This window comes from Psychrobium sp. nBUS_13 (assembly GCF_051201665.1).
GTDB lineage: Bacteria > Pseudomonadota > Gammaproteobacteria > Enterobacterales > Psychrobiaceae > Psychrobium.
Map to the genome: position 1 here is coordinate 3891191 of NZ_CP179210.1, position 15859 is coordinate 3907049.

The 15859-nt window shown below is 39.8% G+C and carries 20 protein-coding genes and 2 pseudogenes; 11 read left to right on the forward strand and 11 right to left on the reverse strand.

Going from position 1 to position 15859, the window contains the following annotated elements; translation table 11 throughout:
• Positions 1–45 precede the first annotated feature (45 nt).
• Both trxC and ACMAZF_RS18030 read left to right on the forward strand, forming a co-directional pair.
• Positions 46–477 (forward strand): thioredoxin TrxC, encoded by a 432-nt coding sequence (gene trxC / locus ACMAZF_RS18025; RefSeq protein WP_435275104.1) that lies wholly within the window; start codon positions 46–48, stop codon positions 475–477.
• 98 nt (positions 478–575) lie between these two features.
• Positions 576–779, forward strand: a complete 204-nt coding sequence (locus ACMAZF_RS18030) for an alternative ribosome-rescue factor A (RefSeq protein ID WP_435275105.1) — start codon at positions 576–578, stop codon at positions 777–779.
• A gap of 67 nt (positions 780–846) precedes the next feature.
• Here ACMAZF_RS18030 and ACMAZF_RS18035 read toward each other — a convergent pair whose 3' ends face one another.
• Entirely contained in the window at positions 847–1017 is a 171-nt protein-coding gene (locus ACMAZF_RS18035; RefSeq protein ID WP_435275106.1) for a hypothetical protein, read from the reverse strand.
• A gap of 130 nt (positions 1018–1147) precedes the next feature.
• Positions 1148–1894: a LysR family transcriptional regulator gene (locus tag ACMAZF_RS18040; RefSeq protein WP_435275107.1), complete on the reverse strand. Its 747-nt coding sequence runs from the start codon at positions 1892–1894 to the stop codon at positions 1148–1150.
• 113 nt (positions 1895–2007) lie between these two features.
• Here ACMAZF_RS18040 and ACMAZF_RS18045 point away from each other — a divergent pair, with 113 nt between their 5' ends.
• The 6 genes and pseudogenes from ACMAZF_RS18045 to ACMAZF_RS18070 form a co-directional block, all read left to right on the forward strand.
• Positions 2008–2367: an EamA family transporter gene (locus tag ACMAZF_RS18045; RefSeq protein ID WP_435275108.1), complete on the forward strand. Its 360-nt coding sequence runs from the start codon at positions 2008–2010 to the stop codon at positions 2365–2367.
• Positions 2368–2387: 20 nt separating this feature from the next.
• Positions 2388–2888: a DMT family transporter gene (locus ACMAZF_RS18050; RefSeq protein WP_435275109.1), complete on the forward strand. Its 501-nt coding sequence runs from the start codon at positions 2388–2390 to the stop codon at positions 2886–2888.
• Entirely contained in the window at positions 2885–3262 is a 378-nt protein-coding gene (locus tag ACMAZF_RS18055) for a tRNA-binding protein (protein ID WP_435275110.1), read from the forward strand. Before ACMAZF_RS18050 ends, ACMAZF_RS18055 begins: the two co-directional genes overlap by 4 nt.
• A 70-nt stretch (positions 3263–3332) precedes the next feature.
• Positions 3333–3581 carry a DUF3297 family protein gene (locus ACMAZF_RS18060; RefSeq protein WP_435275111.1) on the forward strand — a complete coding sequence of 83 codons (249 nt, stop codon included), beginning with the start codon at positions 3333–3335 and terminating at the stop codon, positions 3579–3581.
• A 65-nt stretch (positions 3582–3646) separates the two neighbouring features.
• Positions 3647–3910 (forward strand): DsbA family protein, encoded by a 264-nt coding sequence (locus ACMAZF_RS18065; protein WP_435275112.1) that lies wholly within the window; start codon positions 3647–3649, stop codon positions 3908–3910.
• A gap of 210 nt (positions 3911–4120) precedes the next feature.
• Positions 4121–4249, forward strand: a pseudogene (locus ACMAZF_RS18070) (helix-turn-helix domain-containing protein); the annotation flags it as partial.
• Positions 4250–4300: 51 nt separating this feature from the next.
• On the opposite strand, the gene ACMAZF_RS18075 reads toward ACMAZF_RS18070, so the two are convergent.
• Complete coding sequence (locus tag ACMAZF_RS18075) at positions 4301–5503, reverse strand: IS256 family transposase (protein WP_435275113.1); 1203 nt, start codon at positions 5501–5503, stop codon at positions 4301–4303.
• A 17-nt stretch (positions 5504–5520) separates the two neighbouring features.
• A pseudogene (locus ACMAZF_RS18080) lies at positions 5521–5742 on the reverse strand (IS3 family transposase); the annotation flags it as partial.
• A gap of 333 nt (positions 5743–6075) precedes the next feature.
• Here ACMAZF_RS18080 and lexA point away from each other — a divergent pair.
• Positions 6076–6699, forward strand: coding sequence for a transcriptional repressor LexA (gene lexA / locus ACMAZF_RS18085; protein ID WP_435277281.1), 624 nt, complete (start codon positions 6076–6078; stop codon positions 6697–6699).
• A complete protein-coding gene (locus ACMAZF_RS18090; protein WP_435275114.1) occupies positions 6696–7244 on the forward strand; it encodes a SulA-like leucine-rich domain-containing protein in 549 nt (182 codons plus the stop codon). The genes lexA and ACMAZF_RS18090 overlap by 4 nt, the downstream gene beginning before the upstream one ends.
• 608 nt (positions 7245–7852) lie before the next feature.
• Here the strand turns inward: ACMAZF_RS18090 and ACMAZF_RS18095 are convergent.
• Positions 7853–8065: a DUF1107 family protein gene (locus tag ACMAZF_RS18095; RefSeq protein ID WP_435275115.1), complete on the reverse strand. Its 213-nt coding sequence runs from the start codon at positions 8063–8065 to the stop codon at positions 7853–7855.
• Positions 8066–8420: 355 nt separating this feature from the next.
• Between ACMAZF_RS18095 and ACMAZF_RS18100 the strand changes: the two genes are divergently transcribed.
• Positions 8421–9767, forward strand: a complete 1347-nt coding sequence (locus tag ACMAZF_RS18100) for an MATE family efflux transporter (RefSeq protein ID WP_435275116.1) — start codon at positions 8421–8423, stop codon at positions 9765–9767.
• Here the strand turns inward: ACMAZF_RS18100 and ACMAZF_RS18105 are convergent.
• The 6 genes from ACMAZF_RS18105 to ACMAZF_RS18130 all read right to left on the reverse strand — a co-directional run bounded on the left by ACMAZF_RS18105 (position 9764) and on the right by ACMAZF_RS18130 (position 15843).
• A complete protein-coding gene (locus tag ACMAZF_RS18105) occupies positions 9764–10795 on the reverse strand; it encodes a GGDEF domain-containing protein (RefSeq protein WP_435275117.1) in 1032 nt (343 codons plus the stop codon). The two genes, ACMAZF_RS18100 and ACMAZF_RS18105, sit on opposite strands and share 4 nt — an antisense overlap.
• Before the next feature lie 15 nt (positions 10796–10810).
• Positions 10811–11986 (reverse strand): heme biosynthesis HemY N-terminal domain-containing protein, encoded by a 1176-nt coding sequence (locus ACMAZF_RS18110; protein WP_435275118.1) that lies wholly within the window; start codon positions 11984–11986, stop codon positions 10811–10813.
• A gap of 1 nt (position 11987) precedes the next feature.
• Complete coding sequence (locus ACMAZF_RS18115) at positions 11988–13253, reverse strand: uroporphyrinogen-III C-methyltransferase (protein WP_435275119.1); 1266 nt, start codon at positions 13251–13253, stop codon at positions 11988–11990.
• Positions 13254–13994, reverse strand: coding sequence for a uroporphyrinogen-III synthase (locus tag ACMAZF_RS18120; protein WP_435275120.1), 741 nt, complete (start codon positions 13992–13994; stop codon positions 13254–13256). It abuts the gene before it with no gap.
• Positions 13981–14913: a hydroxymethylbilane synthase gene (gene hemC / locus ACMAZF_RS18125; protein WP_435275121.1), complete on the reverse strand. Its 933-nt coding sequence runs from the start codon at positions 14911–14913 to the stop codon at positions 13981–13983. Before hemC ends, ACMAZF_RS18120 begins: the two co-directional genes overlap by 14 nt.
• Before the next feature lie 102 nt (positions 14914–15015).
• Positions 15016–15843 carry a DUF2914 domain-containing protein gene (locus ACMAZF_RS18130; protein WP_435275122.1) on the reverse strand — a complete coding sequence of 276 codons (828 nt, stop codon included), beginning with the start codon at positions 15841–15843 and terminating at the stop codon, positions 15016–15018.
• Positions 15844–15859: the final 16 nt, after the last annotated feature.

Here is a 15859-nt window from a genome sequence, read left to right on the forward strand (position 1 = left end):
CAAACCTGCTAACATCACTACAAATTATTTAATCACAAGCATATTATGAATATTGTCTGCGCTAACTGTTTTACCACCAACCGAATCCCTGATGATAAAGACCACACAAGCGGCAAGTGTGGAAAATGCCAGCAAAACATTTATTCACCGCAACCAACGGCGCTAACAGCCAATACGTTTTATCCGTTTATTGAGCGTAATGACTTACCGGTAATCGTTGATTTTTGGGCGGGTTGGTGTGGCCCTTGCCAAAACATGGCGCCTGTTTATAGCAAAGTAGCAGCGGCTACCCCGTCATTTTTATTCGCCAAAGTAGATACAGAACAAGTACAGCAAGTATCGTCTGACGCTGGAATTCGCAGTCTACCAACGCTTATTTTCTTCTATAAAGGACAAGAAGTTGATCGTATCTCTGGTGGTTTAAACGAGTCGCAAATGAAACAGTGGATTATGAGTTGCGTGCAAAAAGCGAGTTAATGTTTATTGCTGTTTGCAGAGGATAATTTATAATCAACGCGCTTTACTTGAACGGTTAAAGTAAAGCGCTATTTAATTAAAAATAACAGGAGGCCGCCATGGCTAAAAATAAGAAGTCTGCTGCGAAGGCGCAGACCAACAAAACTGATATTGGACGCGGCGTTATTCAAGATAACTTTCTTGCAGCTTTAGTGACATCTAAGCAATATAAAATGCAGGTTGTTAAACCAAAAAAAGGTAAGGGTTCATATCAACGAAAAGCAAAAAATGTAAGACGAGAGTCTTATTTAATGGCGGCTTAGTTCTATACAACGTACTGATTTCAAGCCTTCATTAAATAACACTTTTATCCTTCATTTCACTCTCCACTTAAATCACACATTGCGTCAACAACCAATGCTCTAATACCTGAATATCGGTGTTTTTCGCCTGACTTTCTTTGTAAACAAAGTAGTAACTATCGCCAGTGACCAACTCGTGCTTATCAATTTGAACTACATTGTCAGCCGCTGAAATGTTCTCCATTAATAGCAATTGCATTAAGTAAGTGATCTTGTTGTGCGTAGAGAAAATCAGCTAAAACAAGGCGCTCGATTGACTAATAGCTGGCTATTAGGATTGAGAGCAACGCCATTTTAGTTAATTTTAACAAGTACAAGTGGGCAAATATTTAATGCAATTGGTATAACATGGTATCAATCAACATTATTCCCAAGTTAAATTTGGCAGCTTTTGCCGTAAACAAGACATGACTAAAATGACTAAACTTCGCATCGCTCGCCAATGGGATACCGGCGGATGCGCACCAGCGTAGCCAATCAGTGTGTTGGTTTTCGCCAACATCAAAGTATTGTGTCGAAAGTAATAGTTGCTGATTAATGATGTCATTAAGTGATAAGTGTTTTATTTGCTGCCACAACGATTTTCCACAGGCTGGCACTAAACGTTCTTGATAAAGAGATGTACTGATATAACCTTTTATCGGCGGAATAACCGAGATAAAGCAATCGGCAATGTGTTCATTAAAAGTAACATCATCAGCCACCATGTTTAACGTTAGTTCGATATGGGGATATGGCTGTTTAAAGCTTTTTAAACGAGGGATCAGCCATTTTACCGCTAGCGAACTATAAACCGCTGAGCAAACCTTTCCCTTTCTACCTGATTTAATTGTACGACTGGCATTGGAGATAGCGCCGAGCGCTGTGCTTATTTCTTCATAAAAGCTTTCACCAGCATTCGACAAAGAGAACATACGACCTTGTCGTTCAAACAAAGTCACATCCAAGTGTTCTTCCAATAAACGTACTTGGTGACTTACCGCACTTTGCGTCACATGCAGTTCTAACGCTGCCTTGGAAAAACTCTGTAAACGTGCAACAACTTCAAAATATTGAACGGCTCTCAATGGTGGCAAATTCTTTATTAGTTTATCTCATATTAAAAACAATTTAAGTCATTATACATAATGCATAACCGTGCTTTATGCTAGTTGGCGTTAGTCATCAAAAATACAACGATTAGGATAGTATGGTGCCCAAATTAACTATTGGACTGGCGATATTCTTACTCATCATTGGCAACTTCACCGGTGTGATTTCTGATGCATTTATTAAAGAAGTGCCGGGTGATCCGTCTGTCTTACAGTTCATTTTCTTTCGCCAGATAGCGGCGGTAGTGTTACTTGCACCTTTTTGCTTTTTGCACCGCAGTCAGCCGTTTTTTGAGCAGCTAGAATGGCATTTTGTGCGCGCCCACATTTGGCTCATTGGCGCTATTTGCATGGTGTTGTCGTTAAGCGCATTGCCACTAGCTACTGTGAATGCCCTGTTTTACACCTCACCTATTATTATGCTGATCCTGATGATGTTTTTTCCAGTGACACAGTAAAACGATCATCGTTATTAGTGGTGGTATTGGGATTTGTTGGTGTATTGATTATTGTGAAACCAAGTCAGTTTAATTGGGCTGCAGTGATGGCACTCATTGTCGCGGTAAGCATGGCACTCAATAATTTACTCATCAAGAAACTTCCAACTCATCACAGCGTCTTTCAAACGTTGTTTCTAACGAGCTTAATGGGCATCCCCTCATCACTGCTATTAGCCTTAGGAGAAGGCAGTGAATGGGACTTTTCATCACTATGGTTAGCTGCTGTCTCCAATATTTTTATCTTATGCTATGCCGGTATCTGTGTATGGGTTTATCGGGCAATTAACCCAAGTAAAGTCGCTGGCGCAGAATACACCGGATTACTCGGCGCTATTATTGTTGGCAGCCTATGGTTTAACGAAACACCTGAAATGAGCATGTACTACGGTGCAGCGCTTATCATTTTGCCGTTAATCTGGGTTGCTAGAGCCGACAGAAAAACATCAAAACTTGCAACCAAACTCAAGGAAACGACATGAAACAAGCAGCGATAAAACCACAAATCACCTTTGATGATTTTGAAAAATTAGATATTAGACTAGGTACCATCATGAGTGTTGATGAAGTCGAAAAATCAGACAAGTTAATGAAACTTACCGTTGATTTTGGCGATCATCAACGCACAATCCTTGCAGGTATAAAACAAGAGCGTGAAAATCCCGCTGAGATTGAAGGTCTACAGGCACTCTTTGTCGTTAATCTACCAGAACGAAAAATGGCAGGTGAAGTCTCGCAAGGTATGTTGTTCGATATTGGTTTTGAAGATAAACAGCTACCTTGCTTAGCCATTCCAGAGAAGCCAATGCCAAATGGATGCGCGCAGGTTAGTTTCTTTCTTCGAGAAGAACTTTGAAGCTGGCTATTGAGGAGGGAGACTAACTCGCCTAAAATAGCAGCCTTTCTATTTACTGAAGATCATCATCATGACAGATACAAATTCATTACCAGCGTTACCAGATCGCCTGTGTGTTAATCCACGTAGCCCGCACTATGTTGAAGAAGTTTTCCAACAAGACATCGGCATTACTGTAAATGGTAAAGAGCGTTTCGATGTTGATGAATACTGCATCAGCGAAGGCTGGGTAAAAGTTGCAGCTGGCAAAGCATTAGACCGCCGTGGCAATCCACTGCTTGTCAAAGTAAAAGGCACTATCGAAGCGTTTTATAAATAATTTCGCTGCGACCTAGCATTTAAAAAAGGAGCTATTATCAGCTCCTTTTTTATTATCTCTATTGAATGAAAAACGCCACAGGCACTGTAATTATTAATGCGCTATCTGGCGTTCAAAAAAATACAATAAAATCGGAGAAAGAGTTGATAGAAATTTTCAGCAGCATCGGAGTTTCAAAAGATGAATTTAGGAAAGGGATTGAAAGTGAAAAAGTAAATGAAACTGTTAATGAGTGGAAATTTCAAATAAGAAAAAATAAAATCAAAGGAACGCCAACACTAATTATTAACAATAAGTACAAAATAAAAGAAGTAAGTAATAGCAAATAACTACAAGAAGTAATCTATAATTTACTAAATAATAAGTTATAGATTTGGCTGGGCGAACCAATGAGTACCTTCATAAGCCAACAAGCAGGGATATTCCAGTAATCGTTTAGTCGTTTGTCGATCTAGTTTTTTTAACGCAGAAGATAATTCAGAATTGGTATACTCGAAGTTGTGTGATTCATAGACATCCTTTCAACTATACTTAGCTTTATGAATAAAGAAATTAAGCAAAGACTCACTTGGGTAAAGTTGTTTGAAGAGACAAGTGATGCAGGTTTAGTATGCCGTAGGTGTGGCATATCTAGACCTACATTACGGAAATGGTGGCAACGATACCAAAAGTATTCCAGTATCTGAGGGCGTTCAATATTCTGTGTCAGGCTTAATTTTCTAAATATCAATGACGCTATCTAAACGCCCCTCAAAATATATCGCTAACTGAGAAACACACAAGCTCCAGTTATGGATTGGCATCGTCCATTTCTCAGAAGCATTCAATATGCCAGCATACAACAGCTTCAACAAGCTATTTTCGTTCGGGAATGCGCCTTTCGTCTTTGTTAACTTTCTAAACTGACGATGAACCGCTTCAACGGCGTTCGTGGTATATATCACCTTCCTGATGTGCTCAGGGTACTTAAAATAGTGAGATAGATTGTGCCACTTCCTGCGCCAGGAATTAATAACCAGCGGATATTTTTCGCCCCACTTCTCTTCTAGTTTATCGAGTGCTAATTCAGCTGCTTCCTTTGTGGGTGCACGATAGACAGGTTTTAAATCGGCCATAAAGGCTTTCTGATTTTTAGACGCGACGTACTTAAGTGAGTTTCGAATTTGATGAATGATGCAAAGCTGTGTTTCTGTCTCAGGAAAGATAGCTGCTATGGCTTCAGGAAAGCCGGTTAGCCCATCTACGCAGGCAATAAGAATATCTTTAACACCGCGATTATTAAGGTCGGTCAGCACTGAAAGCCAATAATTAGCCCCTTCGTTTTCTGATAAATGCAACCCTAATATCTCTTTTTTACCCTGCATATTAAGTGCTAATAACGTGTAGACATCTTTGCTGATGTAGCGACCGTTTTCTTTGACCTTATAATGAATAGCATCGAGCCAAACAATTGGGTAATGGCTATCTAATGGCCTTTGTTGCCATGCTTTAAGCTCAGGAATAAGCTTGTCAGTGACTGCGCTAATCGTTCCTGTGGCCACGTTAATACCGTACATCTCCTCTACATGTGCATTGATATCACGATAACTCATTCCCAAGCTAAACATCGAGAGTATTTTGCGATCGATTTCATCTGATAGTGAGGTTTGATTTTTCTTCACTAATTGAGGTTCAAATGTTCCATTGCGGTCTCGCGGAGTGTCGAGTTCAAAATTACCAGACGGGTGTTTGATGTTTTTACTTGTTCTGCCATTCTTTCTATTAGATTGATTATCGTTGGCTAAGTGGTGCTCTAGTTCGGCATTAAGAGCCGCTTCGGTTAATTGCTTAATCAAAGGGCCTAAGATGCCATCTTTACCAGTGAGGCTTTTACCAGCTTGTAAATCTGTTAATGCTTGCTCAAAATCAAAAGAGTTAGTCATGTGTCATTCCTGTTTTATTATATTCTACTGAAATGACACAGAATTATGAACACTCCCCAGTATCTTCGTTCAGACTCATTCGGTGTTAAACCACCATTATGCTGATTAGGCCTGACTTTACTGTAATACCCCGTTATATAATTGACTACCGCCGTGTTCGCTTGTGCCAATGATTGATAGCCTACTGTTGGCATCCATTCTGTTTTAAAACTTCTAAATAAACGTTCCATTGGGGCATTGACGCTCCTATGTCAATGCTTGGCGAGAGTTTGTCAGGTCTTGGCAGATTATTGGAAATAACTCCCTAGCGATATACCGTTTTAAGCACCGCCGGTTCTCTTTAGTGCTAAGCCCTTCAAGGGTACGTTTCTCTGTACCACTACAATCAACACTGTAACCCTTGCGTTTAAAGAGTTTCACGTTTCTGGAAAAAGTTTCACTAAAACTAAAACCAACAAAAAATCAGTACATTTACTGATTAATCCTTGCACAACACTTTTTACTGTATATACTAACAGGGTACTGTATAGAAACCCAGTTCATTAAAAATCATTCAGTAATAAGGCGTCATGATGAAAAAACTTACTAATAGACAAGCAGAAATTTTACAGCTCATCAAAGATAATATTTCCATGACTGGCATGCCGCCTACTCGCGCTGAAATTGCTAAACAGTTGGGATTCAGATCAGCAAATGCCGCAGAAGAACATTTAAAAGCACTTGCCAAAAAAGGTGCTATTGAAATTATTCCTGGCACATCACGTGGCATTCGTTTAATTGAAGCAGCCAATGATCCTGCACCAGAATCAGGCCTTCCACTTATCGGTCAAGTGGCGGCAGGTGAACCAATTTTAGCGCAAGAACATGTTGAAGCTCATTATCAAGTTGACCCTAATATGTTTCATCCAAGTGCCGATTATTTACTACGTGTAAATGGTGAAAGTATGAAAGATATTGGCATTATGGATGGCGACTTATTAGCAGTTCATAAAACTAATCAAGTTCGTGAAGGACAAGTTGTTGTTGCTCGTGTTGAAGACGATGTGACTGTTAAACGTTTTGAGAAGCAAGCAAATAAGATCCTACTACACCCAGAAAATCCAGAGTTTTCAACCATTGTTGTAGATTTAGAGTATCAATCAATTGAGATTGAGGGATTAGCCGTTGGTGTTATCAGAAATGGAGCATGGCAATGAAATCATTAGTTATTAGCAGCAACTTTAATGACCACAGTTTTTCAATGAGCTCAGGTATTGATTATATTGATCAGTCTCTCACTCATGGTGGTTGGCAATCACAAACAATCAATGAAGTGATTAGTGCAGATTCGATTAACGAACAGCTAGATATTTTATTACCAACGTTAATCAAGTTAAGTGAACAAGGTCGTTGGATCGTCTTAGTTGGCGCACCTAAGATTGGTTTGAAATCTCTGCTTGAGAGCAACGGAATAGATACGTCTCGCGTATTACTGGTACACCCTAAGGATCAAGTTGATGCTTTGTGGGCAATGGAACAGGCGCTGATGTCTGGAAATTCAAGCGCAGTATTAGGCTGGCCTGGTGAGATTGATAATCGTGATTTAAAACGTCTGCAATTAGCAGCAAAACGTACTAGTGCTTTAACATTTTTGTTTAAGCCAACAGCGAGCACTCAGCCGCAAATTCAACTTAACTGTTATAACCAACAATTAAGTCATCAGCATCTCAGTATTGACCGCCGTAGTGGATCTATTCACTAGATTTATTGAATAATTAGAACTAAAAAGCCAATCATAAGATTCAATGCCGATCGTTTAAGAGCACTTGAACGATCTTGTAGATAGATCATAATCCCCAGTCTTTGTTAAGATTTGGGGATTTTTTATATGTTCACTCAAGAGTTAGCGTCAGTTTTTGAGTCGTTTTAAAGCACTGATTCATAAGATAATGTGCTAAGTCCTATTGATACTCAATGGATTGAAGAAGCGTTGTTAGCCACCGATAAAGCGAAATGATACCAATTGCATTAAATATTTGCCCACTTGTACTTGTTAAAATTAACTAAAATGGCGTTGCTCTCAATCCTAATAGCCAGCTATTAGTCAATCGAGCGCCTTGTTTTAGCTGATTTTCTCTACGCACAACAAGATCACTTACTTAATGCAATTAATGGTATTACAACTGATGAGGAAAGATGTGAAACATTTTATCCTGCCCGACAAGAGAAAGCACCGAACGTTTTCACGTTCAGTGCTTTACATTCCATCTCGGTATCCGTTGAGATACAAGCCTAAGAAAGTTTAACCGAATGGCATTAAATCATAAGATTGGCTTTTTTATTTGCTGTTTTAGCGAATATGGAAATGAACTATTCCCATTGCGCGACAGGTTGGCGTAATTTAATTAATTGATTAATTTTACTGACAAATGAATGCTGCTGTTCCGTCGCATCGGATGGGGCTTGTAACAGTCCTTGCTGAAAAATAAATACACCTAAGCTTTCTACACGAAGGGTTCCTTCAAAGAAAATCTTTACATATTTAACGATTTGTTTGATGGAGTTTTTAGGGAAGTTTTTCATACGCTATATGTTCCATGATTACCGTGAGATTTTTGACCAAATAAAAGACAACAAGTTCAATGAAAATTTGAGAGATTTTACTGGAAATTCTAGCCATTATTTACATCATTAACTGGGGCCATATTTCTTCAAAACTTCACTGGAAAAACTAAGTTACCACAGCTTATATTAAATATGCGCTGACCAAGTTGTTACAAGTAATTTCAAAATTTCGAAGCCTATGCTACACCCCGTCTATGACGGATTTATGGCAATAAAATAATCAAATTGAAACAATGACAGCAACGATAACATGAGTGATAATAATCAGCCGACAACGCCTAAGGCATTGCCAACCTATCTAGAGTGAACACGATTGAAACGAATAACCACAAACCTTACGCCTGCGTATAAGAAAGAAAGCAGCCAATTAATCAAGCTAGCAATTCCCGCAATTCTTGCTCAATTAGCACAAATGTCTTTTGGTGTTATCGATACCATTATGGCAGGTCGATATAGTGCAGACGCTTTAGCTGCTGTTGCAATTGGTGTAAGTATTTTCAATCCAATCATCGTCTTTATCATTGGTATATTCTTGGCATTGAGCCCAATTACTGCACAATATAACGGTGAAGAGAATAAGCTGGGCGTCAAGCGTGCTTTTCAAACTGGCGTAGTGATGTCACTCTTATTGGCGTTACCCAGCGCGCTTATTCTAATATCCTTAGAGCCAGTGCTTTGGGCTATTGGTATTACGGAAGAAATTGTTCCGTTAGCCAGTGGTTATTTGAATGTGTTGGCATGGGGTGTATTCCCTTTGTATTTCTTCTTTGCGCTGCGTTTTTGTAATGAAGGTATGTTTGCGACTAAAGCAATCATGTATTGTTCAATAATCGCATTGCCTTTCAATGTTGCTTGTAACTATTGGTTTATTAATGGCGGTTTTGGTGTACCCGCAATGGGCGCTATTGGTGTCGCTTGGGCAACGATAGTTGTCTGGACAATCATGGCAATCTCACTCGTTGTCTATACACTGACATCTGCACGCTATCACGGCTTTAGTTTGTTTAGTAACTGGCTAAAACCTAGATTGGACGACTATATGGAAGTGCTGAAAGTTGGTACGCCTATGGGGATTGGTTTGGGTTTAGAGGTTGCGCTATTTGGCGCGGTGGGATTAATGATTGGTCGATACACAGTCCCTGATATCGCCGGTCACCAAATAGCAATTAATATCTCATCTCTTGCATTTACATTGTCACTTGGCCTTTCTATAGCTGTTACAGCAAGAGTTGGCTACCACATTGGCCGTAAAGATACAGTACAAGCACGTCAAACCGGTTTTATGGGCATTTGTTTTGGCATCATTATTTCAATGTTTACCGCTACCTGCATGATATTGTTCCATGAATCCTTTATTGGTGTTTTTACTTCAGATGAACTTGTTTACACAGTAGCCAGTCAACTTATTATTTTGGCAGCTGTATTCCAAATTTCTGATGGCATACAAGTTAACGCTAGCGGTGCATTACGTGGTATGAAAGACACAAAAATACCTATGTACATTTGTATTGTTGCCTATTGGATTATTGGCTTTCCTATCGGTTATGTATTATCGGAGTTTGGTGGCTGGGGCGTAAAAGGATATTGGGTAGCTATTATATGCGGCCTCACTATTTCAGCCGCATTAATGACACATCGATTCAATAAGCTAACTCATTAACCTAATGAAATAACTTTATTTCTTCCTTGCTGCTTAGCCTTATATAAACGCTGATCAGCAAGGTTGATAGATTCAATTGCTTCTTTATCTTTCAGTAAATTGGCGACGCCGAATGAACAGGTGATATTGGCGATCTTTTCTCCAGATTGTCGATCTTTAATAATCAAACGCTCAATCGACAACCGAATCTTTTCAGCCATTACATGCGCTCTGGTAATCGTTGATTTTGGCAGTAATACGGCAAACTCTTCACCGCCATATCTAAATGCAAAAGCACCATTAGATGTAGAAATTGCAAGACGTTTACCAACCGCCTTTAATACTTGATCGCCCATTGTATGACCGTGTTTATCATTAAAGGCTTTAAAGTTGTCGATATCAGCAATGATTAAGCAAGCGTGAGCGTCTGGTAATGCTAACAAGCCATCAATTTCCTGCTCAAATGCACGGCGGTTAAGTAAGCCAGTTAATGCATCATATAACGCATCTTGCTGACTATCGGCGAGTTTCATGCGCAACGATTTAATTTCCCGCTGCGCAGACTCAAGACTATCACCCAATGATTTTGCGTTATCACGCATTACCATTGATTTAGAAAGTAGTTCACCAACGAAGCCTGATACCGCTTCAGGTGTTATCGGTGTTTCAATAGAATCTAACTCTGCAAGCTCTTCATGACACAGTGACATTTCTTGTTCGAAACTCTTGGCGTTGTTCTGTGTATTGCCAATTGAGTCGCCTACTTTGCTCATGATCTTATCAATTGATGCCTGCAGTGTTTTTGCTTGATCAACAGCTTCATTTTTTACGTGTTTAGTATAAAGCTGTTCGGCGTGAAATTTAGGACAGGTGTTGTATAGCTTAAGGGTGGAGTCGAGCTCACGATTCAAATTTGGAACTTCATTCGATGCATAGGTATACCACAGCGCATAGTTAGTAGGATTAACTGGCACACTGTATTTCATCATCAACGGTATGGTCTTTTTGAGTGTTTTCACTGACTCGTCAAAGTTCGAGTTATCTTTCATTACTTAACTTCCCTGTTACTTCGCTTGACGAAAATTCAACGCTTTATTGAAGCTATCTAAAGCACCATTGCCTTCGCCAAGCTCTTGTTGGATCTGAGCAAGCTTTTGATAACGCAACACTGATGGTTCAATTTGAATTGATTTAAGTAACCACTCTTTAGCTATTTGCCACTGCCTATCTAATACCGAAAGCGTCACAATGGCATCTATGAAGTCTGCATCGTTATGATAGTTTTCAAAACCGATTAAACGCTCACTCCATAAACTTGCACTTTTTGTGGGGCATAATGCAATGACATTTAACAAACTCTTACTGAGTTGTTTCGTTAATCGCTTAAACAATTCTTTTTCAATCAGTGCTGCCTGATCATGTTGAATAACTAACTTAGCATACTCGCAAAAGATGTCGATATAATTGCGATATTTTCTCGGAATAGATTTGTAGCCTTGCGTAACAATCTCTAAATCACCTGTATTAAGGCAACTTAATTGGGCCGCGTAACTACGACGGATTTGCGCTTGATGCTCTGGTGGGGTAAGCAATCGATGCTTTAGCATCGCATCATATATTTCAATAACAGCAGTCCATTCACCAAAAAACTCACGTACTTTAAGCGCTAACGGTAATAAATCACTATGTTTTGCGATTTTATCTGATTGCTGCTCTAGCCAGCTTTTAGCATTTTCATAGTCAGCAGCTTCAATTAAAAATTTCAGTTTGGTTGCTATTAATGCCGTGTTGTCAGGTGCAAATGCTAACGCTTGCTCTATATAGTCATCCCTTTGCTGTGTTTTACCTTGCGTCGCTGCGGCATTTATTGCAGTAAAGTAATTCAACAATGGTTCTTTACTATATTTCACATGATTAACACTTAATTGCTCAGCTTGTGAAAAGTGACCAGCGGCAAATTCAAGTACACCATCAATAGTCTTTTGTTGGGCAATTCGTTCTTTTCGCCATCCAAACCAATGACGTGTTCGTCCCCACATAGCGATGGTATTAACCAACGACCATTCTGCAAATTGCAACAAGGCATAAAACAAAATAATCATCATTATCATAACGACCAAACTAGTTTCCATCGTCCAGCCATTAACAGCAATCAACACGTAAGTATCATGCCCCATCAGCGATGGACCAATCAAAATTCCAGCAAAGATTATTACGGCAAGTAAAAGCAATCGAATCATATTAACGCTCCATTCCTTGTGCAGAGCTTATATTTCGACGAACTACTTCATCACCAATGAGGTTTCTACTCAGTAAGTCACGTGGATAATTCACTGTAATTGATGCTTTTTCTAATTTAGCCAATTCGTCCAACATGAAAGTTGTCGCGCTGTCTTCTCGATCAAAAAACTGCAAAACCCATGTGCGGCTGACTTCGATTGAGCTAGTGAATGCTTGCTGTTGTTTTCGATAGACAGCTAATTGGGCTTGAACAAGCTTATTCTTTAAGTTTTCTTCTAGATACCAGCGCTGCTTAGCAGACATCAATGGAACAACGTTACTCTCACGTTTTGTAATCGTTATCATGCCATCAACAAAGCTATACCAAGTCTGTTTCAAGTTATCTTGCCATGATGCGTCAGCAGTCGATTCCTGTGTTTCATCTTCAACAGCGTCTGGTAATGTCACTGTGTTTAGCTTTAAATTATCAACTTGAGTAATCAAACCATCAATAGCCAAAGCAATATCTTGGCTCTTATCTTGTGGTAGCGCAGACAGCGTCGCAATATCTTTCGCAAGCGCTCGGCGAATATTAATTAACGACTCATCGTGCATCTCTGCAATACGCTTATCCGCAGTAGCTAACAGCGCTGCTGCAGTCTTTTGATCTTTCTCTTGCCATAACTTTCGACCAGCGATAGTCACTAAATAGTTTGCTTCAGCCAATAGCCAATCACTTGGGCGACGTCCTGACAACTCCGCAATTTTCTGATTAATTAGCGTTTGAGATTGTTGTTGAGATGCAAGCTGTGTTTCGACATTGTCAGTCAATTCTTGGGTTAATGACTGATTACGCGTTTGTAGTTCTTCCACTTGCTGATTTAAATGGTTGGTAATGTCGTCAATGACACTCGATTGTTTGGCAACCAGAGCATCGATTTTTGCTTGTTGGGCAACTTGCTCTTTCATGTATTTATCGACGCCATATCCAGCAGCACCAGCAAGTAGTAACACTAAAATTAAACTCAATATTGCTAATTTACTAATAGGCGTTTTTTTATTTACCACGGCTGTTTCCACATGTTTTTCTGAAGGAGATGACGTTTTATTTAATTTAGGAGATTCATCCACAACAACGTTTTCACTATCAAGCGAAGTCTCTTCTTGCTCATCTGATGCTTCAACATCCTGCTCTATATCAACGACTGACTTTTCTATTTGTTGTTTAATATCGACTTTGTTGTCAGAAGATCCTTTGCTCGATGCGTCATCGCTAGATTTTGTCATTTAACACTCATTCAATAAAATTTTTAAAATTGATTCGTTATCAGCACCATTGCTTAACTCTATTGCTTGAAAACCCAAATTTTCGGCAATGGTTACAATGCGCTGACTAGGCACTATTAAAGATAGTCGCTTTAACCAACATCGGTTTATTTCGCCGATGTTATCCCATAAATACTGCAATATTTCACCACTTGTCACCACTATAGTGTTTATTTGCTCTTGTTGCCATTGCAATACTTGATCTGAATGGCTCACTGGCACCAGTTCACGGCAATATGTTTCGACATATTCCACTCGTGCACCGCGGCGGTCTAACTCTTGAGCTAGATACTCTCTACCACCATCGCCGCGTAAAATAACAACATGTTTGTTCTGAACATTGGCTAAATGAGATAGTGCTAATAGGCCTTCAGATGTAGCATGTTCAGGTGAATCAGCACTAATTTCCAATAGAGAGAATTGTTGCTGAGTCGCTTTACCAACAGCATAGTACTGTGCTGATTCAGGCCAATCATTAATCTGTTGATTCGCGAAAATAACCGCATTTTCACTCACTGCAATAATGATATCTGCTTCGAGCAAAGATTGCTGCGCTAATGGGGCTATTTTAGCTGAAAATTGTACTAATGGATAAGACAGGCAATAGAGTTGATGTGACAATAGCAAAGTCTGTAAATGTGCAGACTTTGCTTGCGGACGTGTAATTAATACGCGTCGATCGTTGGGACTAAGCTTGTGCATAAACCTGTTGTAAAATTTCTCTGCCACCGCGATTTAATAACTTATCAGCCATTTCAATTGCAACTTGCTCTGCATCTTGTAGTGAGCCACGAGCTTCTTCTGTCAACATAACACTGCCATCAGGATTACCAACTAGTGCGCGCAACCAAAAATCATTACCTTCAATCACGCAGTAACTGCCGATTGGCACCTGACAGCCACCTTCTAGACGTTTATTTACAGCACGTTCAGCCAACACGCGTTGGCGCGTTTCCAAATGCTCTAACGGTGCTAATAATGCTTTGATTCGTTCGTCATCTTCACGGCACTCGATACCAACTGCGCCTTGACCTACCGCAGGAAGTGACTGCTCAGGCTCAATGAATGACGCTATACGCTCGTTCATTTCAAGACGAATTAAACCTGCTGCAGCAAGAATAATCGCATCGTATTCACCAGCATCTAATTTTCCTAAGCGTGTACCAACATTGCCGCGTAAATCACGAATAATAAGATCAGGACGCGTTGCACGAATTTGACATTGACGACGTAAGCTCGAGGTACCAACTACTGAACCTTCTGGCAGTTCATCGATTGATTTAAAGGTGTTTGATACAAATGCATCACGAGGATCTTCACGCTCACAAATAACTTCCAAACCCAATCCTTCAGGAAACTCAACAGGCACATCTTTCATTGAGTGAACCGCGATATCAGCTCGTCCTTCCAACATAGCTGTTTCTAATTCTTTGACGAACAGCCCTTTGCCACCAACCTTTGCAAGCGGCGTATCTAAAATTTTGTCGCCTTTAGTAACCATGGTTACTAGCTCAACTTTGATGTTAGGGTGAAAGTGTTCTAATTGTGCTTTTACAAACTCTGCTTGCCATAATGCCAGAGGGCTTTTTCGAGTGGCAATTCGCACGATATCTAAAGACATAAGGGTTCCAAAAGAAGTGTGAAATTAGTATGGCGGCAATCATATCACCACCATGACGAATGGCAAAAATTAAGGCTCAATTATTGGTGTTTTTAGACTAATTTACTGCGTCACATCAAATTCAGTGACACTAAGTACATTTTCGTTCTCGTCAAGAACTGCAACTTCCCAGCGACCAAGCATACTGTTATTAAATGTTTTACTTGAATATGTTCGCCATTTATCACCACCAATCGACAAGCTAACTTGCGCCATCACTTTGCCGTTTAAACGCCAGCGATGAGAAATCATCTTGTCTTTAAGTTGATTAATCTGAGTAAAATAAAATAGCTGTTTATCATCAGCGAGGCTAAGCGACGTAATGTTATCAATAGGTTCGCGTCTTACAATGGCAGACGTCAGTTGCGCACGTGCAACATGTTCATTTTCGACATGAGATGTCTCATCATTTGTCAGATTAGATTCAGCTGTCTGTGTAGTATTAGTACTTTGTGTTTTGACCGTAGTTTCAGAGTTTATCTCAGTCACTTTTTCTACTAAGAATTGCGTGTCTTCAAGCACAATATCAGGTTGCTTTGGCGGTTCGTCGTCTTCCATAATAATCGGCAAAATTCCAACATTTCCAGCGGTATTATCATCAATTGTTTCAGTATATACCTGACCTGATGGCCACATACTGTAAGCCATGGTGCAAACCAAACTAGACATAATAATCAACACGAAAAGGAAATTACGAATCTTAATTGGATCAAAAGGAGCCTGCGCTGATACTGCGGTATTATTTTCCGGGGCCAAATCAATTTTAATTTTAAGCTGCACAGGGACACTTCCATTTGCGATTGAAGAGATAACATCATATACCAACAGTAAGCTAAAGCCAAAAACGAATATGGCATATCCAACGACGACGGGTATAGATCTTAAGGTCACTTATTCGCTAGAATGC